Consider the following 15213-nt stretch of genomic DNA (forward strand, 5'->3'; position numbering starts at 1 on the left):
CACGAACACCCCCGAAAGAGGCTTGATGTCCACCCTCGAGATCCGCGACCTGCACGTCGAGGTCGAGACCGAGTCCGGTCCCAAGGAGATCCTGCGCGGTGTCGACCTCACCGTGAACTCGAACGAGACCCACGCGATCATGGGTCCGAACGGTTCCGGCAAGTCGACGCTGGCGTACTCGATCGCGGGCCACCCGAAGTACACCGTGACCAAGGGTCAGGTCCTCCTCGACGGCGAGGACGTCCTCGAGATGGCCGTCGACGAGCGCGCCCGCGCCGGGCTGTTCCTCGCGATGCAGTACCCCGTCGAGGTGCCCGGCGTCTCGATGTCGAACTTCCTGCGCAGCGCCGCCACCGCGACACGGGGCGAGGCCCCGAAGGTGCGGCACTGGGTCAAGGAGGTCAAGACGGCGATGACCGACCTCGAGATCGACCCGGCGTTCGCCGAGCGCAGCGTCAACGAGGGCTTCTCCGGCGGCGAGAAGAAGCGCCACGAGGTGCTGCAGATGTCGCTGCTGAAGCCGAAGATCGCGGTCCTCGACGAGACCGACTCGGGCCTCGACGTCGACGCCCTGCGCGTCGTGTCGAAGGGCGTCAACGAGTACAAGTCGCAGTCGGACGTCGGCATCCTGCTGATCACGCACTACACCCGCATCCTCCGGTACATCGCGCCCGACCGCGTCCACGTGTTCGTGAACGGCCGGGTCGCCGCGTCCGGGGGCCCCGAGCTCGCCGACGAGCTCGAGGAGAACGGCTACGAGCGGTTCGTCGGGGCCTTCGGCGCCGACAAGGAGGAGCAGCCGGCATGACCGCACTCGCATCCGCTCCCGCGGGTGCGACCCTGGATGTCGCGAAGATCCGAGCGGACTTCCCCATCCTGAGCCGCACCGTCCGCGACGACAAGCCGCTGGTGTACCTCGACTCGGGCGCGACCTCCCAGCGTCCGCGTCAGGTGCTCGACGCGGAGAGGACGTTCCTCGAGACGTCCAACGCCGCCGTGCACCGCGGGGCGCACGCTCTGTCCGAGGAGGCGACCGACGCCTACGAGTCCGCCCGCGAGCGGATCGCGGCGTTCGTCGGAGCCGACGTCGACGAGGTGGTGTTCACCAAGAACGCCACCGAGGCGATCAACCTCGTCGCCTACGGCATGAGCAACGCCTCGATCGGGGACGGCGTCGACGCGTCCGCCGAGCGGTTCCGTCTCGGGCCGGGCGACGAGATCGTCACCACCGAGATGGAGCACCACGCCAACCTCGTGCCCTGGCAGGAGCTCTGCCGGCGCACGGGGGCGACGCTGCGGTGGTTCTCGGTGACGAAGGACGGGCGGCTCGACCTCGAGAACGACCCGATCACCGAGCGCACCAAGGTCGTCGCGTTCACGCACCAGTCGAACGTGCTGGGCACCGTCCCGCCGGTCGAGGAGCTGGTGCGCCGGGCCCGCGCCGTCGGCGCCTACACGGTGCTCGACGCCTGCCAGTCGGTGCCGCACGCCCCGGTCGACCTGCACGCCCTCGGCGTCGACTTCGCGGCGTTCTCCGGGCACAAGATGCTCGGCCCCTCGGGCATCGGGGTGCTCTACGGGCGGCGCGAGCTGCTCGAGGCGCTCCCGCCGTTCCTCACCGGCGGCTCGATGATCGAGATGGTGCGCATGGAGGGCTCGACGTACGCGCCGCCGCCGGCGCGGTTCGAGGCCGGCGTGCCGATGACGTCGCAGGCCATCGGCCTCGGCGCGGCCGTCGACTACCTCAACGTGATCGGGATGGACGCCGTCAAGGCTCACGAGAACGAGCTGACCGCGGCGACCCTGCTCAAGCTGCAGGACCTGCCCGGCGTCACGATCCTCGGCCCGCGCAGCACCGAGGCCCGCGGCGGCGCCGTGGCGTTCGAGATCGAGGGCATCCACCCGCACGACGCCTCGCAGGTGCTCGACGACTCCGGCATCGCCGTGCGCGTCGGTCACCACTGCGCGTGGCCGCTGCACCGGGCGTTCGGCGTGCAGTCGTCGATCCGCGCGAGCTTCCACGTGTACAACACGCTCGAGGAGGTCGACGCCCTCGTGGCGGGCGTCCGTCGGGCGCAGGAGTTCTTCGGAGTCGCCCCGTGAAGCTCGACTCGATGTACCAGGAGATCATCCTGGACCACTACCGCAACCCGCACGGCCGCGGGCTGCGCGACCCGTTCGAGGCCGAGGTCCACCACGTCAACCCCACCTGCGGCGACGAGGTGACCGTGCGCGTGCACCTCTCCGGCGGCGAGGGGCTCGACGCCAAGGTGGAGGACCTGTCGTACGACGCGCTCGGCTGCTCGATCAGCCAGGCGGCGACCTCGGTGGCCCACGACCTGCTGGTCGGGCACACCGTCGGCGAGGCGTTCGAGACCCTCGAGGCCTACCAGGCGATGGTGCAGAGCCGCGGCAAGGTCGAACCGGACGAGGACGTGCTCGACGACGCCGTCGCGTTCGCGGGCGTGGCGGCCTACCCGGCCCGCGTGAAGTGCGCGCTGCTGGGGTGGCTGGCGTTCAAGGACGCCGTGGCCCAGGCTCAGGCGTCGCAGGCACAGACCGGAGGAACAGCATGAGCGAAGACACCGTCCAGCGGGGTGCCGCCGGCATGCCCGAGGCCCCGGCGACGTCGGACGACGCCCTGCCGTCGGTCGACGACCTCGAGGAGGCCATGCGCGACGTCGTCGACCCGGAGCTCGGGATCAACGTCGTCGACCTCGGCCTGCTCTACGGCATCGACGTCCAGGGCGACCCGGCCGGTCCCGTGGTCACGCTCGACATGACCCTGACCTCGGCGGCCTGCCCGCTCACCGACGTCATCGAGGACCAGGCCCGCGCGGCGCTGACCCAGGGCGCCGGCGGCGGCCTGGCCAACGACGTGCGCATCAACTGGGTGTGGATGCCCCCGTGGGGCCCGGACAAGATCACCGACGACGGCCGCGAGCAGCTCCGCGCGCTGGGGTTCACCGTCTGAGTTCCGCCCTTTTCGACGAACGAACGGCGGGTTCGCTGCTTCCGTAGCAGCGAACCCGCCGTTCGTTCGTTTCCGGGGGCGCGAACGGGCGAGCGGACTACGACGAGCGCTCGCGGATCACGTGCGGCCGCAGGTGGCGGTAGCCGCGCACCGAGAGCTGGGGCACCGCGCGGACCTCGACGTCGAGGTCGGTCTCGCGGATCGCGTGGGTGAGGTCCTCGTCGACGAGCACCGTCCCGGGCCGGGCCTCCGACGTCAGGCGGCTGGCGATGTTGACCACGGGACCGTAGACGTCGCCGTAGCGGGGGAGGACGTCGCCGAGGGCCAGCCCGACGCGCAGGGTGAGGCGATCGCCCTCGTCGGGCACCTGCTCGTGCAGGCGGAAGGCGATGTCGACGGCGTCCTCGACCCGCTCGCAGACGAAGAGGATCTCGTCGCCGAGGGTCTTCACGATGCGGCCGTGGCGCCGGGCGACGACGTCGGTGCAGACGGTCTCGAAGCGCTCGAGCAGCGACCGCAGCTCGGTCTCGTCGATCGTCCGGCTCAGCGCGGTGAAGCCGACGATGTCGGCGAACCCGACGACCACCCGGTTCTCCTCGGGCCGCTCGTCCTCGGGGCGCGCGAGCACGGAGAGCATCCGGCCCGCGGTGACGGCGAGGTGCCGGCGCCACACGTAGGACTGGAGCCGTTCGAGCGTCGGCACGAGCGCCTCGACGGCGTCGACGACGGCGTCCGGGTCGTCGGCACGACCCGAGTCGGCGATGGTGCGCCGCACGAGGTTGGCCTGCCACTCCGCGAGCCGCCCGAGGCCCTGCCCGAGGGCCCGGGCGACGGCGAGCTCCTCGGCCTCGTCGAACGTGTCCTCGTCGAGCAGACGCCCGGAGAGCTCGAGCGCGTCGATGTCGGCCTCGGTGAAGCCGCGGGCGTCGTCACCCGCGGCGGGGAAGCCGAGCGCGCTCCACAGCCGGGCCGTGTGCTCCGGGGTCAGCCCCGTGCGCTCGTGGACCTCTCCGCGGGTCATGGTCCGGGGCCCGCCCAGGAGCAGATCCTCGATCCGTTCCTGGGCGCGCGCCCACCGCTGCGGGTCCGCGGAGGTGGGGTCCGGACCGCCGGTCACGTGGTGTGGACGATGAGGACGTCGCTGCCCGCGCGGCGGGAGATGCCCTGGGGGACGGAGCCGAGCAGGCGGCCGGCGAGGCTGTTGAGGCCGCGGTTGCCGACCACCACGAGGTCCGCCTTGCGCTCGGAGACGGTCTCGATGACGCGCTCGATCGGGTCGCCCTGCACGGCGACGGTCTCGATCTCGAGCGAGCCCTTGGTGGCGGCCCGCTCGCGGGCGTCGCGCAGCGTCTCCTCGGCGGGCGTGGAGCCGACGACGTGGAAGGCGGCGTCCTCGCCGAGGGCCTGCTCGGCCTCGCCGGTGGACTTCGCCGGCTTGTAGGCGCAGATGATGAGCAGGGTCGCCTTGCTGTCGGCGGCGATCGTGGCCGCGCGGTCGACGGCGCGGTAGGACGATTCCGAGCCGTCGGTCCCGACGGCGACGGTCTGGTAGGCACCCATGGCGGAGAACCCCTTTCATCGGTGACAGGTCACGATCCCGTCACGATCCCGGTTCGCGAGCGTACCGCTACTGCTCCGTTCGGACGCTGCGGGCCCCGAGCAACGTTCCCCTGATCAGGTGGAGACGCAGACGGGGTGTCAGTCCTCCGAACAACGAGGTCATCGCCGCGAGCGATGCGGTGACGTCGTCGCGCGCGTCGAGATAGGCCCGTCGGTGGACGTCCGGGAGGGCGAAGAAGCGGTCGAAGAACGCCGGGACGTCGGCCGGCGGCATCGCGAGCAGGGTCTCGAGGCCCCGGCGGCGCAACGCGTGCACGGTGGCCGCCGCGGGGGAGCGCACGACCCGCCGGGCCGCCTTGGCCGCGGCCGCGGGGTCGGCGCCGCCCCGCAGCGCGTCGGCGAGGACGGTGGCGAGCCGTGGGGCCATGCGCAGCGAGGTCGCGAGGCTGAAGCCCGAGGCGGGGTGCACCAGCGGGTCGGCCGCCCCCACGGCCACCACGCCGGCGGGGGAGCGGTGCCGGGGCGAGTCGACGGGGAAGCGCACCTTCTCGACGTCGGCGGGATCGTCGGGGATCTCCGCCTCGGTGAGCCCGGCCGCGAGCAGGCGGGCCCGCAGACGGGCGCGCAGCTCGGGCATCGGCAGCCCCGGCCGGCGGGCGAGCGAGGTCTCCTCGAGGAGCACGCGCTCGGTGTCCAGCGGCACGGCGTAGAGGAAGGTGGGCCAGCCCTCGTGACCGTGGTCGGCGCGCCAGTCCATGAACAGCAGGCGGTCGCCGCTCACGCGGGCGGCCACCTCGCGCGGCACCACCACGCCGAAGGCGGTCTGCTCCGCGCGGGGGCGGACGCCCTCGAGCCCGCGGGCGGCGCCGCGGTGGGCCAGCGCCTGGCGGGCGCCGGTGGCGTCGACCACCACCCGCCCGCTCGGGCTCGTGCCGTCGTCGAGCATCACCGCCGGGTTCCGCCCGGGCGCCGCCGGCACCGCGGCCACGACCCGCCCGCGCCGCACGGCGACCGTCGGGTCGGTGAGGTGCACCTGCAGCGCCGCGGTGTCGAGGACGACGTAGGTGTCGTCGAGCTCGTGGGTCCGCTCGCCGATGGCCACCCCGCGACCGCGGGCGGCGGCGACGTCGGCCGGCAGGTCGTCGGGCAGCTCGTGCGCCCAGGCGCCGTAGGTGTGGGTCCAGGGGCGGTGGGGACGGGGATCGACGAGCAGGACCCGCAGGTCCAGGGCGGCGCAGGCCCGGGCGAGGGCACGACCGGCCGGGCCGGCCCCGGCGATCACCACGTCGGCGACGGGAGGCGCCGGTGTCGCAGCGGTCACGGACGGGTCACCGGTCGCGGTCCTCCTCGAGGCGGGCCATCTCCTCGAGCGCGGCGCGGTCGGCCTTGGCGCGGGCGTTCCACGCGCGCATCTCGGGCGGGTAGCCGGTGACCTGGACGTCGTGGATCGCGACCTTGCAGGAGCGCGCGAGCTTCTCCGCGGCCTTCGGGGTGCCGACGCGCCGGCGCGTCCACTCCCCGTCGAACGCGACGGCGACGACCGTCGTGTCGGTGGCCGTGGTCTCGGGCTCGACGTAGAACGCGACGAACTCGCGGCTCTTGGCGAACGCGCGGAGGTGGTCGAGGTCGGCGCTCGTGGCCTCGCGGTCGAGCACCTGGCGCCGTCCGTCACCGCCCACGCCGCCGCCCCCGCGGCGCCATCTGCTGAACAAGCCCATGGGTGTGCACCTCCCCGTCCACCGTCATTCTGCCCGTGTCCGTCTGAGGTGCTCGTGGGGTTCAGGTGCTCCCGGTCGCCAGCAGCCCGCCGTCGACGCGCACGGTCTCGCCGGTGATCCATGAGGCGGCGTCGGAGACGAGGAAGCCGACGAGCGCGGCGACGTCCTCCGGGGTCCCGAGGCGGCGCATCGGGTAGCGGGACGCGACGGATTCCTCGCCGTCGGCGTAGAGCGCCTCCGCGAAGCGCGTCTTCACGACCGCGGGCGCGACGGCGTTGACGCGGATGTCGGGCCCGAGCTCCCAGGCGAGCTCCTCGGTGAGACGGATCAGCGCGGCCTTCGACGCCCCGTAGGCGCCGATCACGCCGCTCGAGCGGAGGCCGCCCACCGAGGCCATGTTGACGACGGCGCCACCGTGCGCGCCCATCCAGGCCCGGTGCGCCTCCTGCACGAACCCGAGTGCGGCCACCACGTTGACCTCGAAGATCTTCGAGACGGCCGCGAGGTCCGCGTGCACGAGCGGGCCGTACTGCGGGTTGATGCCGGTGTTGTTGACGAGCACGTCGAGGGAGCCGAACCGCTCGACGCACCCGTCGACGGCAGCGGCCCGCGCGCCCGCGTCGCCGGAGTTGCCGGGCAGCGCGAACACGCGCTCCGGGGCGCCCAGCGACGCCGCCGCCTCCTCCAGCTCGGCCTGCCTGCGGGCGGTGATCGTCACCGCGGCGCCGCGGTCGAGCAGGTGGCGCGCCACCCCGAGCCCGATGCCCCGGCTCGCGCCGGTGACGAGGGCGGTGCGCCCGGCGAGGTCCTGAGCAGGGGGAGTGGCGTCGGTCATGCGCGCACCCTAGGGAGGTTCACCTCCCGGCGCCGGAGTTCGCAGGGCAGCGCGACGGAGGAGCGCTGTCGTGCGAATCTCCCTGGCGCGGGCCGATGAGATCGGAGCGTGCGGCCGGGTCCCCGGTGACGGTCACCTACACTGGGACGGTCAGCGTGGCGCCCCGTCCGCCCGCACCGACCCTCCCCGAGGACTCCCCCCGTGATCACCGCGTCCGATCTCGAGCTGCGCGCCGGCTCGCGCATCCTGCTGTCCGGGACGTCGCTGCGCGTCCAGCCGGGCGACCGGATCGGGCTGGTCGGGCGCAACGGCGCGGGCAAGACGACGACGCTGCGCAGCCTCGCGGGCGTCGGCGAGCCCTACGGCGGCACGATCCGCCGCACCGGCCCGGTCGGCTACCTGCCGCAGGACCCCCGCGAGGGCGACCTCACCGTGCTCGCGCGCGACCGCGTGCTGTCGGCCAAGGGGCTCGACGAGCTGCTGCGCGACATGGAGAAGACGCAGACCGCGATGGCCGAGCTGGCCGACGACGCCGCGCGTGACAGGGCGATCGCCCGCTACGGCCGCCTCGAGGAGCGGTTCGCCGACCTCGGGGGCTACGCCGCCGAGAGCGAGGCGGGGCGGATCTGCTCGAACCTGGGCCTGCCCGCGCGCGTGCTGTCCCAGCCCCTGCAGACGCTCTCGGGCGGTCAGCGCCGGCGCGTCGAGCTGGCCCGCATCCTCTTCGCCGCCAGCGGCGACTCGGGTGGCAACGCCGGGACGACGCTGCTGCTCGACGAGCCCACGAACCACCTCGACGCCGACTCGATCGGCTGGCTGCGCTCGTTCCTGCTCTCCCACGACGGCGGGCTCATCGTGATCAGCCACGACACCGAGCTGATCGAGGCCGTGGTCAACAAGGTGTGGTTCCTCGACGCCACCCGCGGCGAGCTCGACAGCTACAACATGGGATGGACGAAGTACCAGCAGGCCCGCGCCGACGACGAGGCCCGCCGCCGCCGCGAACGCGCCAACGCCGAGAAGAAGGCCGGTGCGCTGCAGGTCCAGGCCGCGAAGATGGGCGCGAAGGCCACCAAGGCCGTCGCCGCGAAGCAGATGGCCCGCCGCGCGCAGGCCATGCTCGACGGGCTCGACGAGCAGCGCACCGAGGACAAGGTCGCGCACATCCGCTTCCCGGCCCCGGCGCCGTGCGGGCGCGTGCCGATGACGGCGCAGGGCCTGTCGAAGACCTACGGCTCGCTCGAGGTCTTCACCGGCGTCGACCTCGCCGTCGACCGCGGGTCCCGCGTGGTGATCCTCGGCCTCAACGGCGCCGGCAAGACGACGCTGCTGCGGATCCTGGCGGGCGCCGAGGACCCCGACACGGGCGCCGTCGAGGCCGGCCACGGCCTGCGCACCGGCTACTTCGCGCAGGAGCACGACACGCTCGACATGGACCGCAGCGTCTGGGAGAACGCCCGCAGCGCGGCGCCGGACACCCCGGAGCAGCAGCTGCGCACCCTGCTCGGCGCCTTCCTCTTCACGGGCGAGCAGCTCGAACAGCCCGCCGGCACGCTCTCCGGCGGCGAGCGCACCCGCCTCGCGCTCGCGGGTCTGGTCTCCAGCGCGGCCAATGTCCTGCTGCTCGACGAACCGACCAACAACCTCGATCCGGCCAGCCGCGAGAAGGTGCTCGACGCCCTGCGCCGATTCGAGGGCGCGGTCGTGCTCGTCACCCACGACCCGGGTGCGGTCGAGGCCCTGGAGCCCGAACGCGTCATCCTGCTGCCCGACGGCACCGAGGACCATTTCTCGGCCGACCACCTCGAACTGGTCGAGCTCGCCTGACCCTGCCGGTCACGGTCGCAAGGTAGCTGACATTCCCGCAGGTAGACGGCGTACCGCAAACGGACGCTGATCCACTCCGATCGGCCGAACCGCTTACCGATCACGCGGAATGTGCCGTGGCGCACATCCTACTTTTCGATCACCATGGTTCGACCGGACCTGCGGTCGGAGCAAGGGGTGAGATCGAGATGGCCGATCTGAAGAAGGGTGCACGGATCACGGGCACCCAGCGGGACAAGCTCGCCACGGATCTGAAGAAGAAGTACGAGAAGGGCGCGAGCATCCGTTCGCTCGCCGAGTCCACGGGCCGCTCGTACGGGTTCGTGCACCGGGTGCTGTCCGAGTCGGGCGTGACGCTGCGCGGGCGCGGGGGCGCCACCCGGACGAAGAAGAAGTAGGGGGCGCGACCCCTCGCGCCCGTCGGCGAGGGGTACACCTCTTCCCGGAGGATCCGGCGGCCCACCACCCGCCGGCCACGGGACGGCTCGCTTGACCTCGACGATGGTCGAGGTCGCACGCTCTCGGGGTACACGGTCCGAGGAGCGGAGGGCGAGCCATGGACGCCTGGTCGTTGATGCAGTCCGCGGCGCGGGCCGACAGCCTGCCGCGGTCGGTCCTGAAGGGGACGCTGCCCCGGATCTGGCGCTTCGCCCACCGGCACCACCGGATGCTGGCGGTGTTCCTCACCCTGGCCACCGCATCGGCGGTGATCGGCGTCGCGACGCCCGTCCTCGCGGGGCGCGTGATCTCGGCGATCACCAGCGCCGCGCCGGCCTCGACCGTCGTGATGATCGCGCTGGTCATCGCGGGTCTCGCCGTCGTCGACGCGGGGATCACCCTCGCCGAGCGCTGGCTGTCGTCGCGCATCGGCGAGGGCCTGATCTACGACCTGCGCCTCGCGGTGTTCTCCCACGTCCAGCGGATGCCGCTGGCCTTCTTCACGCGCACGCGCACCGGCTCGCTGGTCAGCCGGCTGAACAACGACGTCATCGGCGCGCAGCGTGCGTTCACCTCGACGCTCTCCGGCCTCGTCACCAACTCGATCCAGCTCGTCCTGGCCGTCGTCGTCATGGTGGCGCTGGCCTGGCAGGTCACGCTCCTCGCGCTGGTCCTCCTGCCGATCTTCATCCTGCCGGCGCGGCGCATGGGCCGGCGGATCGCGGCGCTGCAGCGCGAGTCGGCCGATCTCAACGCCTCGATGACCGGGCAGATGACCGAGCGCTTCTCCGCGGGCGGCGCGACGCTGGTCAAGCTGTTCGGCCGTCCCCAGGCCGAGGCCGACGAGTTCGGTCACCGGGCCGACCGGGTCCGCGCGGTCGGGGTGCGCACGGCGATGGTCAACCGCGTCTTCCTGACCTGCCTGACGCTGGTCTCCGCGCTCGCGCAGGCGCTCGTCTACGGGCTCGGCGGCTGGCTCGCGGTCACCGGCACCCTCGACGCCGGCACGGTCGTGGCGCTGGCGCTGCTGCTCACGCGTCTCTACTCCCCGCTGACCTCGCTGGCGAACGCCCGCGTCGACGTCATGAGCGCGCTCGTCAGCTTCGAGCGGGTCTTCGAGGTGCTGGACCTCGAGCCCACCCTCACCGAGCCCGAGACGCCGACACCGCTGCCCGCCGGCCCCCTCGGGGTGCGGCTGCACGACGTGCGGTTCACGTACCCGTCGGCCTCGCAGGTGTCGCTGGCCTCGCTGGAGGAGGTCGCGCGCCTCGACGACCGGGTGGAGCACGAGATCCTGCACGGCGTCGGCCTGTCGGTGGCGCCCGGCGGCATGCTCGCGCTGGTCGGCCCGTCCGGCGCGGGGAAGTCGACGATCGCCTCGCTGCTGCCCCGGCTCTACGACGTCGACAGCGGCGGGGTCGAGATCGGCGGCGTGGATGTGCGCGAACTGTCCTTCGCCGACCTCCGTGGCGCCGTGGGCGTCGTCACGCAGGACGGGCACCTCTTCCACGACACCGTGCGGGCCAACCTGGCCTACGCCGCCCCGGACGCGACGGACGCGCAGCTGCGCGAGGCGATGGTCCGCGCGCGGCTCGGCGAGCTGCTCGACGAGCTGCCGGCCGGGCTGGACACGGTGGTGGGGGAGCGCGGGCACCGGCTCTCGGGCGGGGAGCGCCAGCGGCTGACGATCGCCCGGCTGCTGCTGGCGTCGCCACGGGTGGTGGTGCTGGACGAGGCCACCGCCCACCTGGACTCGGAGTCGGAGTACGCGGTGCAGGAGGCCCTCACGGAGGCGCTGGTCGGACGCACGGCCGTCGTCATCGCCCACCGCCTCTCGACGGTGCGGGCGGCCGATACGATCGCCGTCGTCGAGCACGGGCGCGTGGTGGAGCAGGGCACGCACGACGAGCTCCTGTCCCGCAACGGCCGCTACGCGGACCTGTACCACACGCAGTTCGCCTCGCGCCCGAGCGCGGCCTGAGTCACCACTCACAGTGACATTCGCTTCGCGGCCACTCGGCGCTCGACCCCATGCGGGGCGCCGAGGGCGCGTGTAGCGTCGCTGAGCGTCCGTGCGCGTCCGCAGCAGTTCCCGGCGAGGATGTCGGGTCGGTCGATCAGGGAGGCTCCGTGCCGAAGTCGTCACCCTCGGTACGCGACTCCGGTGGCGCCCGGACGTCACCATCGGTGATGCGGCACCCCGTCGCCCTCGATCCCGCGTCGCCGCTGACCGACCGCGCGACCGCCGAGGCCTACGTCGCCTCCGTGTGCTTCAAGCACGGGCCGCCACGCCTCGTCGGCACCGAGCTCGAGTGGCTCGTCCGCGACGCCCACGACCCCGCCCACCCCCTCGATCCCGCGCTGCTGGCCCGAGCCCTCGGCCCGCACGCCCCCGCCACCCTCCCCTCCCCGAGCACGGTCGAGACCAACGGCCACAGGCCCCACCGCCAGACCCCCGAGAGCTCCGGACCCACCCCGCTCCCCGCGGGAGGCGTGGTCACCGTCGAGCCCGGCGGGCAGGTGGAGATCGCCAGTCTTCCGCTCCCGAGCGTCGGCGACCTCGTGCGGGCCGTGCGCCTCGACGCGAGCGCCGTCCGCGAGCGGCTGGCCGCCGAGGGCCTGGTCACCGCCCCGCGGGCGAGCGACCCGCTGCGTCCGCCGCGGCGGTTGCTCGACGTGCCGCGCTACCAGGCCATGGAGGCCTCGTTCGACCGCATCGGCCCGCACGGGCGCACGATGATGTGCTCGACCACCGCCGTGCAGGTGTGCGTCGACGCCGGCGAGGGAGCCGATGTCGCCCGGCGCTGGGCCGCGCTGCACGAGCTGGGGCCCGTCCTGCTCGCCGCGTTCGCCAACTCGCCGGTGGTGCACGGCCGCCGCACCGGGTGGAAGTCGACGCGCATGGCGAGCTGGCTGGCGCTCGACCCCGAGCGCACCTCGCCGCCCGCCGCCGTGGGCGCCGACCCCGGCCGGGAGTACGCGCGGCGGGCGCTCGACACCCACCTGCTGTGCGTGCGCCGCGACGGCGCCGGCGGGGTGTCCTGGGAGGCGCCCGACGTCACGTTCGCCGAGTGGATCGACGGCGCGCTCGAGACGGCGCCCACGCTCGCCGACCTCGACTACCACCTGACCACGCTCTTCCCGCCCGTGCGCCCGCAGGGCCACCTCGAGGTCCGCTACATCGACCAGCAGGCCGGCGACGAGTGGGTGGTCCCGCTGGTCGTCGTCGCGGCGCTGATGCACGACCGGGACACGGTGGCGCGCGCCCGCGCCGCCGCCGAGCCGGCCGTCGACCGCTGGACCGCCGCCGCCCGCCACGGGCTGGACGACCGCGTCCTGCGCCGCGCCGCGGGCGACGTCTTCGCGCAGGCCCACCGGACGCTCGCCGGGCCCGCGTTCGCCGACCTCGACGCCGACGTCCGCGAGCTCGTCGACCACGTGATCAGCGAGCGGGTGTTGCGCGGGCGCTGCCCGGCCGACGAGCCGCTGGACCCCGCCGAGACCCGCCTTCCCCCGGCGGCCGCACCGCCGCCGGTCCCTCCCGACGACCTGGACCCGTCGCCGGGCGACCGACCCTCCTCGGAGGTGAGCAGTCCATGACCGCCACCAGCCACACCCACGGCGAGACCGACGACGTCCCCGCCCTCCGCCGACGCCTCGCGGCCGACCTCGAGGCGGCGCGGGCCCGGACCCGCGCCCTGACCCACGACGTATTCGCGGCGGACGACGCCGACTTCACCCGCCAGCACTCGCCGCTGATGTCGCCGTTCCACTGGGACGTCGCGCACATCGCGAACATGGAGGACTACTGGCTGGTGCGCCGCGGCGCCCCGGACGCCGAGGAGACCGCCGGGGTCCGCGAGGACCTCGACCAGTACTACGACGCGTTCACCAACCCGCGCGCCGGGCGCCCCCAGCTCCCGCTGCTGAGCCCCGCCGAGGCGCGGACCTACGGCGACCAGGTGCGCGAGAAGGCCCTCGCCCACCTCGAGGCCGGGGCGTTCGACGAGCGCCGCACCCTGGCCGGGGGCTTCGTGTTCGGGATGATCGTCCAGCACGAGCAGCAGCACGTGGAGACGATGCTGGCCACCCACCAGCTGCGCGCCGGGGCCCCGGTGCTGCACGCCGACCCGCCGCCGCCCTCGGTCGTGCCCGGGCTCGCCGGCACCGAGATCCTCCATCCGGGCGCGGAGTTCCTGATGGGCACGTCCGACGAGCCGTTCGCGCTGGACAACGAGAAGCCCGCGCACCCCGTGCGCGTCGACGACTTCTGGCTCGACGCCGCCCCGGTGACCAACGCCGAGTTCGCCCGCTTCGTCGACGCCGGCGGGTACGCCGACCGCTCGCTGTGGTCCGGGGCGGCCTGGGAGCACATCACCGCCGAGGGCTGGCACGCCCCGATGACCTGGGAGAAGCTCGAGGACCGTTGGTACCGGACGTCGTTCGGGGTGCGCGAGGCGATCGCCGACGTCGGCGACCAGCCCGTGCTGCACGTGAGCTTCGGGGAGGCCGCGGCCTACGCGGCGTGGGCGGGCAAGCGTCTGCCCACCGAGGTCGAGTGGGAGTTCGCCGCCCGCTACGACCACGCCTCGGGCGCCACCCGGCGCTTCCCGTGGGGCGACGAGGACCCGGGCCCCGAGCGCGCCAACCTCGACCAGCGCCACCTGCAGCCCGCGCCGGTCGGCGCCTACCCGGCCGGGGCCTCGTCGTTGGGCGTGCACCAGCTGATCGGTGACGTCTGGGAGTGGTGCGACTCGGGCTTCGAGGGCTACCCGGGCTTCGAGCCGTTCCCGTACAAGGAGTACTCCGAGGTCTTCTTCGGCGGCGACTTCCGGATGCTGCGCGGCTCGTCGTTCGGCGTCGGCACGCCCAACGCCCGCACCACGTTCCGCAACTGGGACCTGCCGATCCGCCGCCAGATCTTCTCCGGCTTCCGCTGCGCGCGGTCGGCGTAACGGCGTGTGTCGCCACCTGGCCCACGTGGGCCCGACGCCGGTCACGCTGGCGTCGCTGCTGACCGAGCCGTCGCACTCCCTGCTCGTGCAGAGCTACGCCCCGGTCGACATGCGCGGCGGCGGCACCGTCAACGCCGACGGGTTCGGTGCCGGCTGGTACGTGTGTGATCTTCTGGGCTATAGCACAGAAGATCACGCACGTACGGCGCTCTACCGGCGCGACGACCCGATGTGGACCGACGCGTCGTTCCTCGACCTCGCGCGGGCGGTGGAGACGACGGCGCTGGTCGCCGCGGTGCGCTCGGCGACGGTCGGCATGCCGGTGTCCACCGCCGCCTGCGCCCCGTTCCGCGGCGAGGCCGGCGGGTCGACGTGGTTGTTCAGCCACAACGGCGTGGTCCGCGGCTGGCCGCACAGCATGGCCGACCTCGCCGCCACGCTCCCCGCGCTCGACCTCCTCACCCTCGATGCGGCCACCGACTCGGCGCTGCTGTGGGCCCTGCTCCGCGCTCGGATCACCGCGGGCAAGGACCCCGCCGACGCCGTCGCCGGCGTCGTCACCGACGCGCTGGCCGCCGCCCCCGGGTCGCGGCTCAACCTGCTCCTGGGCGACGGCGAGCAGGTCGTCGCCACGGCCGTCGACCACGCCCTGTCCTACCGGGCGTGGCCCGACGGCGGGGTGACCGTCGCCTCGGAGCCCCTGGACGACGACCCGGCCTGGACCCCGGTGCCCGACGGATGCCTGCTCGTCGCCCGGCCCGGCGAGGGGCACGACCCCCCGCACGTCACCGTCGCCGCCTTGTAGCCCTGGGCTGCGGTCCGGCGCTCTCCCGGGAGCGCCCCCGAGATCTCTGGGACCCGTTCCCGACGCCGTGAACGCCCGCGCGCCAGCCCGGCGCGCGACCC

15 protein-coding genes are annotated in these 15213 nt (G+C 73.6%); 10 read left to right on the forward strand and 5 right to left on the reverse strand.

Annotation, left to right across the window (positions count from 1 at the left end; genetic code table 11):
* The first annotated feature begins 25 nt into the window (after window positions 1–25).
* The 4 genes from sufC to PH189_RS18760 are packed head-to-tail and all read left to right on the forward strand — an operon-like array spanning window position 26 to window position 2974.
* Entirely contained in the window at window positions 26–808 is a 783-nt protein-coding gene (sufC, locus tag PH189_RS18745) for a Fe-S cluster assembly ATPase SufC (RefSeq protein ID WP_274190345.1), read from the forward strand.
* Entirely contained in the window at window positions 805–2103 is a 1299-nt protein-coding gene (locus PH189_RS18750; RefSeq protein WP_274190346.1) for a cysteine desulfurase, read from the forward strand. Before sufC ends, PH189_RS18750 begins: the two co-directional genes overlap by 4 nt.
* Complete coding sequence (sufU, locus tag PH189_RS18755) at window positions 2100–2576, forward strand: Fe-S cluster assembly sulfur transfer protein SufU (protein WP_274190347.1); 477 nt, start codon at window positions 2100–2102, stop codon at window positions 2574–2576. The genes PH189_RS18750 and sufU overlap by 4 nt, the downstream gene beginning before the upstream one ends.
* Window positions 2573–2974 carry a metal-sulfur cluster assembly factor gene (locus PH189_RS18760; RefSeq protein WP_274190348.1) on the forward strand — a complete coding sequence of 134 codons (402 nt, stop codon included), beginning with the start codon at window positions 2573–2575 and terminating at the stop codon, window positions 2972–2974. The genes sufU and PH189_RS18760 overlap by 4 nt, the downstream gene beginning before the upstream one ends.
* A 97-nt stretch (window positions 2975–3071) precedes the next feature.
* Here PH189_RS18760 and PH189_RS18765 read toward each other — a convergent pair whose 3' ends face one another.
* The 5 genes from PH189_RS18765 to PH189_RS18785 form a co-directional block, all read right to left on the reverse strand.
* Entirely contained in the window at window positions 3072–4091 is a 1020-nt protein-coding gene (locus PH189_RS18765; protein WP_274190349.1) for an adenylate/guanylate cyclase domain-containing protein, read from the reverse strand.
* On the reverse strand, window positions 4088–4534 hold the full coding sequence (locus PH189_RS18770) for a universal stress protein (RefSeq protein WP_274190350.1): 447 nt from the start codon (window positions 4532–4534) through the stop codon (window positions 4088–4090). Before PH189_RS18770 ends, PH189_RS18765 begins: the two co-directional genes overlap by 4 nt.
* Before the next feature lie 67 nt (window positions 4535–4601).
* Window positions 4602–5855, reverse strand: a complete 1254-nt coding sequence (locus PH189_RS18775; protein WP_274190351.1) for a lycopene cyclase family protein — start codon at window positions 5853–5855, stop codon at window positions 4602–4604.
* Between the two features lie 7 nt (window positions 5856–5862).
* Window positions 5863–6252 carry a hypothetical protein gene (locus tag PH189_RS18780; RefSeq protein ID WP_274190352.1) on the reverse strand — a complete coding sequence of 130 codons (390 nt, stop codon included), beginning with the start codon at window positions 6250–6252 and terminating at the stop codon, window positions 5863–5865.
* Window positions 6253–6313: 61 nt separating this feature from the next.
* On the reverse strand, window positions 6314–7087 hold the full coding sequence (locus PH189_RS18785; protein ID WP_274190353.1) for an SDR family oxidoreductase: 774 nt from the start codon (window positions 7085–7087) through the stop codon (window positions 6314–6316).
* A gap of 201 nt (window positions 7088–7288) precedes the next feature.
* Here PH189_RS18785 and PH189_RS18790 point away from each other — a divergent pair, with 201 nt between their 5' ends.
* The 6 genes from PH189_RS18790 to egtC all read left to right on the forward strand — a co-directional run bounded on the left by PH189_RS18790 (window position 7289) and on the right by egtC (window position 15112).
* The gene (locus PH189_RS18790) at window positions 7289–8914 is read left to right on the forward strand and encodes an ABC-F family ATP-binding cassette domain-containing protein (RefSeq protein ID WP_274190354.1); all 1626 of its coding nucleotides are present in this window, start codon (window positions 7289–7291) and stop codon (window positions 8912–8914) included.
* A gap of 188 nt (window positions 8915–9102) precedes the next feature.
* On the forward strand, window positions 9103–9312 hold the full coding sequence (locus PH189_RS18795; protein ID WP_116707459.1) for a helix-turn-helix domain-containing protein: 210 nt from the start codon (window positions 9103–9105) through the stop codon (window positions 9310–9312).
* Window positions 9313–9470: 158 nt separating this feature from the next.
* Window positions 9471–11333, forward strand: coding sequence for an ABC transporter ATP-binding protein (locus PH189_RS18800; protein WP_274190355.1), 1863 nt, complete (start codon window positions 9471–9473; stop codon window positions 11331–11333).
* A 209-nt stretch (window positions 11334–11542) separates the two neighbouring features.
* On the forward strand, window positions 11543–12952 hold the full coding sequence (gene egtA / locus PH189_RS18805) for an ergothioneine biosynthesis glutamate--cysteine ligase EgtA (RefSeq protein WP_274190551.1): 1410 nt from the start codon (window positions 11543–11545) through the stop codon (window positions 12950–12952).
* Complete coding sequence (gene egtB / locus PH189_RS18810; protein WP_274190356.1) at window positions 12949–14307, forward strand: ergothioneine biosynthesis protein EgtB; 1359 nt, start codon at window positions 12949–12951, stop codon at window positions 14305–14307. Before egtA ends, egtB begins: the two co-directional genes overlap by 4 nt.
* Before the next feature lie 4 nt (window positions 14308–14311).
* Entirely contained in the window at window positions 14312–15112 is an 801-nt protein-coding gene (gene egtC, locus PH189_RS18815; protein WP_274190357.1) for an ergothioneine biosynthesis protein EgtC, read from the forward strand.
* The last annotated feature ends 101 nt before the right edge of the window (window positions 15113–15213 follow it).

It is taken from the genome of Actinomycetospora chibensis (assembly GCF_028737215.1).
Classification (GTDB): Bacteria; Actinomycetota; Actinomycetes; order Mycobacteriales; family Pseudonocardiaceae; genus Actinomycetospora; species Actinomycetospora chibensis.

What these genes read in the sequence shown, in the direction of transcription:
- sufC (WP_274190345.1), top strand. Translation starts at nt 26, where the DNA reads ATGTCCACCCTCGAGATCCGCGACCTGCACGTCGAGGTCGAGACCGAG.
- PH189_RS18750 (WP_274190346.1), top strand. Translation starts at nt 805, where the DNA reads ATGACCGCACTCGCATCCGCTCCCGCGGGTGCGACCCTGGATGTCGCG.
- PH189_RS18760 (WP_274190348.1), top strand. Translation starts at nt 2,573, where the DNA reads ATGAGCGAAGACACCGTCCAGCGGGGTGCCGCCGGCATGCCCGAGGCC.
- PH189_RS18770 (WP_274190350.1), bottom strand. Translation starts at nt 4,534, where the DNA reads ATGGGTGCCTACCAGACCGTCGCCGTCGGGACCGACGGCTCGGAATCG.
- PH189_RS18780 (WP_274190352.1), bottom strand. Translation starts at nt 6,252, where the DNA reads ATGGGCTTGTTCAGCAGATGGCGCCGCGGGGGCGGCGGCGTGGGCGGT.
- PH189_RS18785 (WP_274190353.1), bottom strand. Translation starts at nt 7,087, where the DNA reads ATGACCGACGCCACTCCCCCTGCTCAGGACCTCGCCGGGCGCACCGCC.
- PH189_RS18795 (WP_116707459.1), top strand. Translation starts at nt 9,103, where the DNA reads ATGGCCGATCTGAAGAAGGGTGCACGGATCACGGGCACCCAGCGGGAC.
- PH189_RS18800 (WP_274190355.1), top strand. Translation starts at nt 9,471, where the DNA reads ATGGACGCCTGGTCGTTGATGCAGTCCGCGGCGCGGGCCGACAGCCTG.
- egtA (WP_274190551.1), top strand. Translation starts at nt 11,543, where the DNA reads ATGCGGCACCCCGTCGCCCTCGATCCCGCGTCGCCGCTGACCGACCGC.
- egtB (WP_274190356.1), top strand. Translation starts at nt 12,949, where the DNA reads ATGACCGCCACCAGCCACACCCACGGCGAGACCGACGACGTCCCCGCC.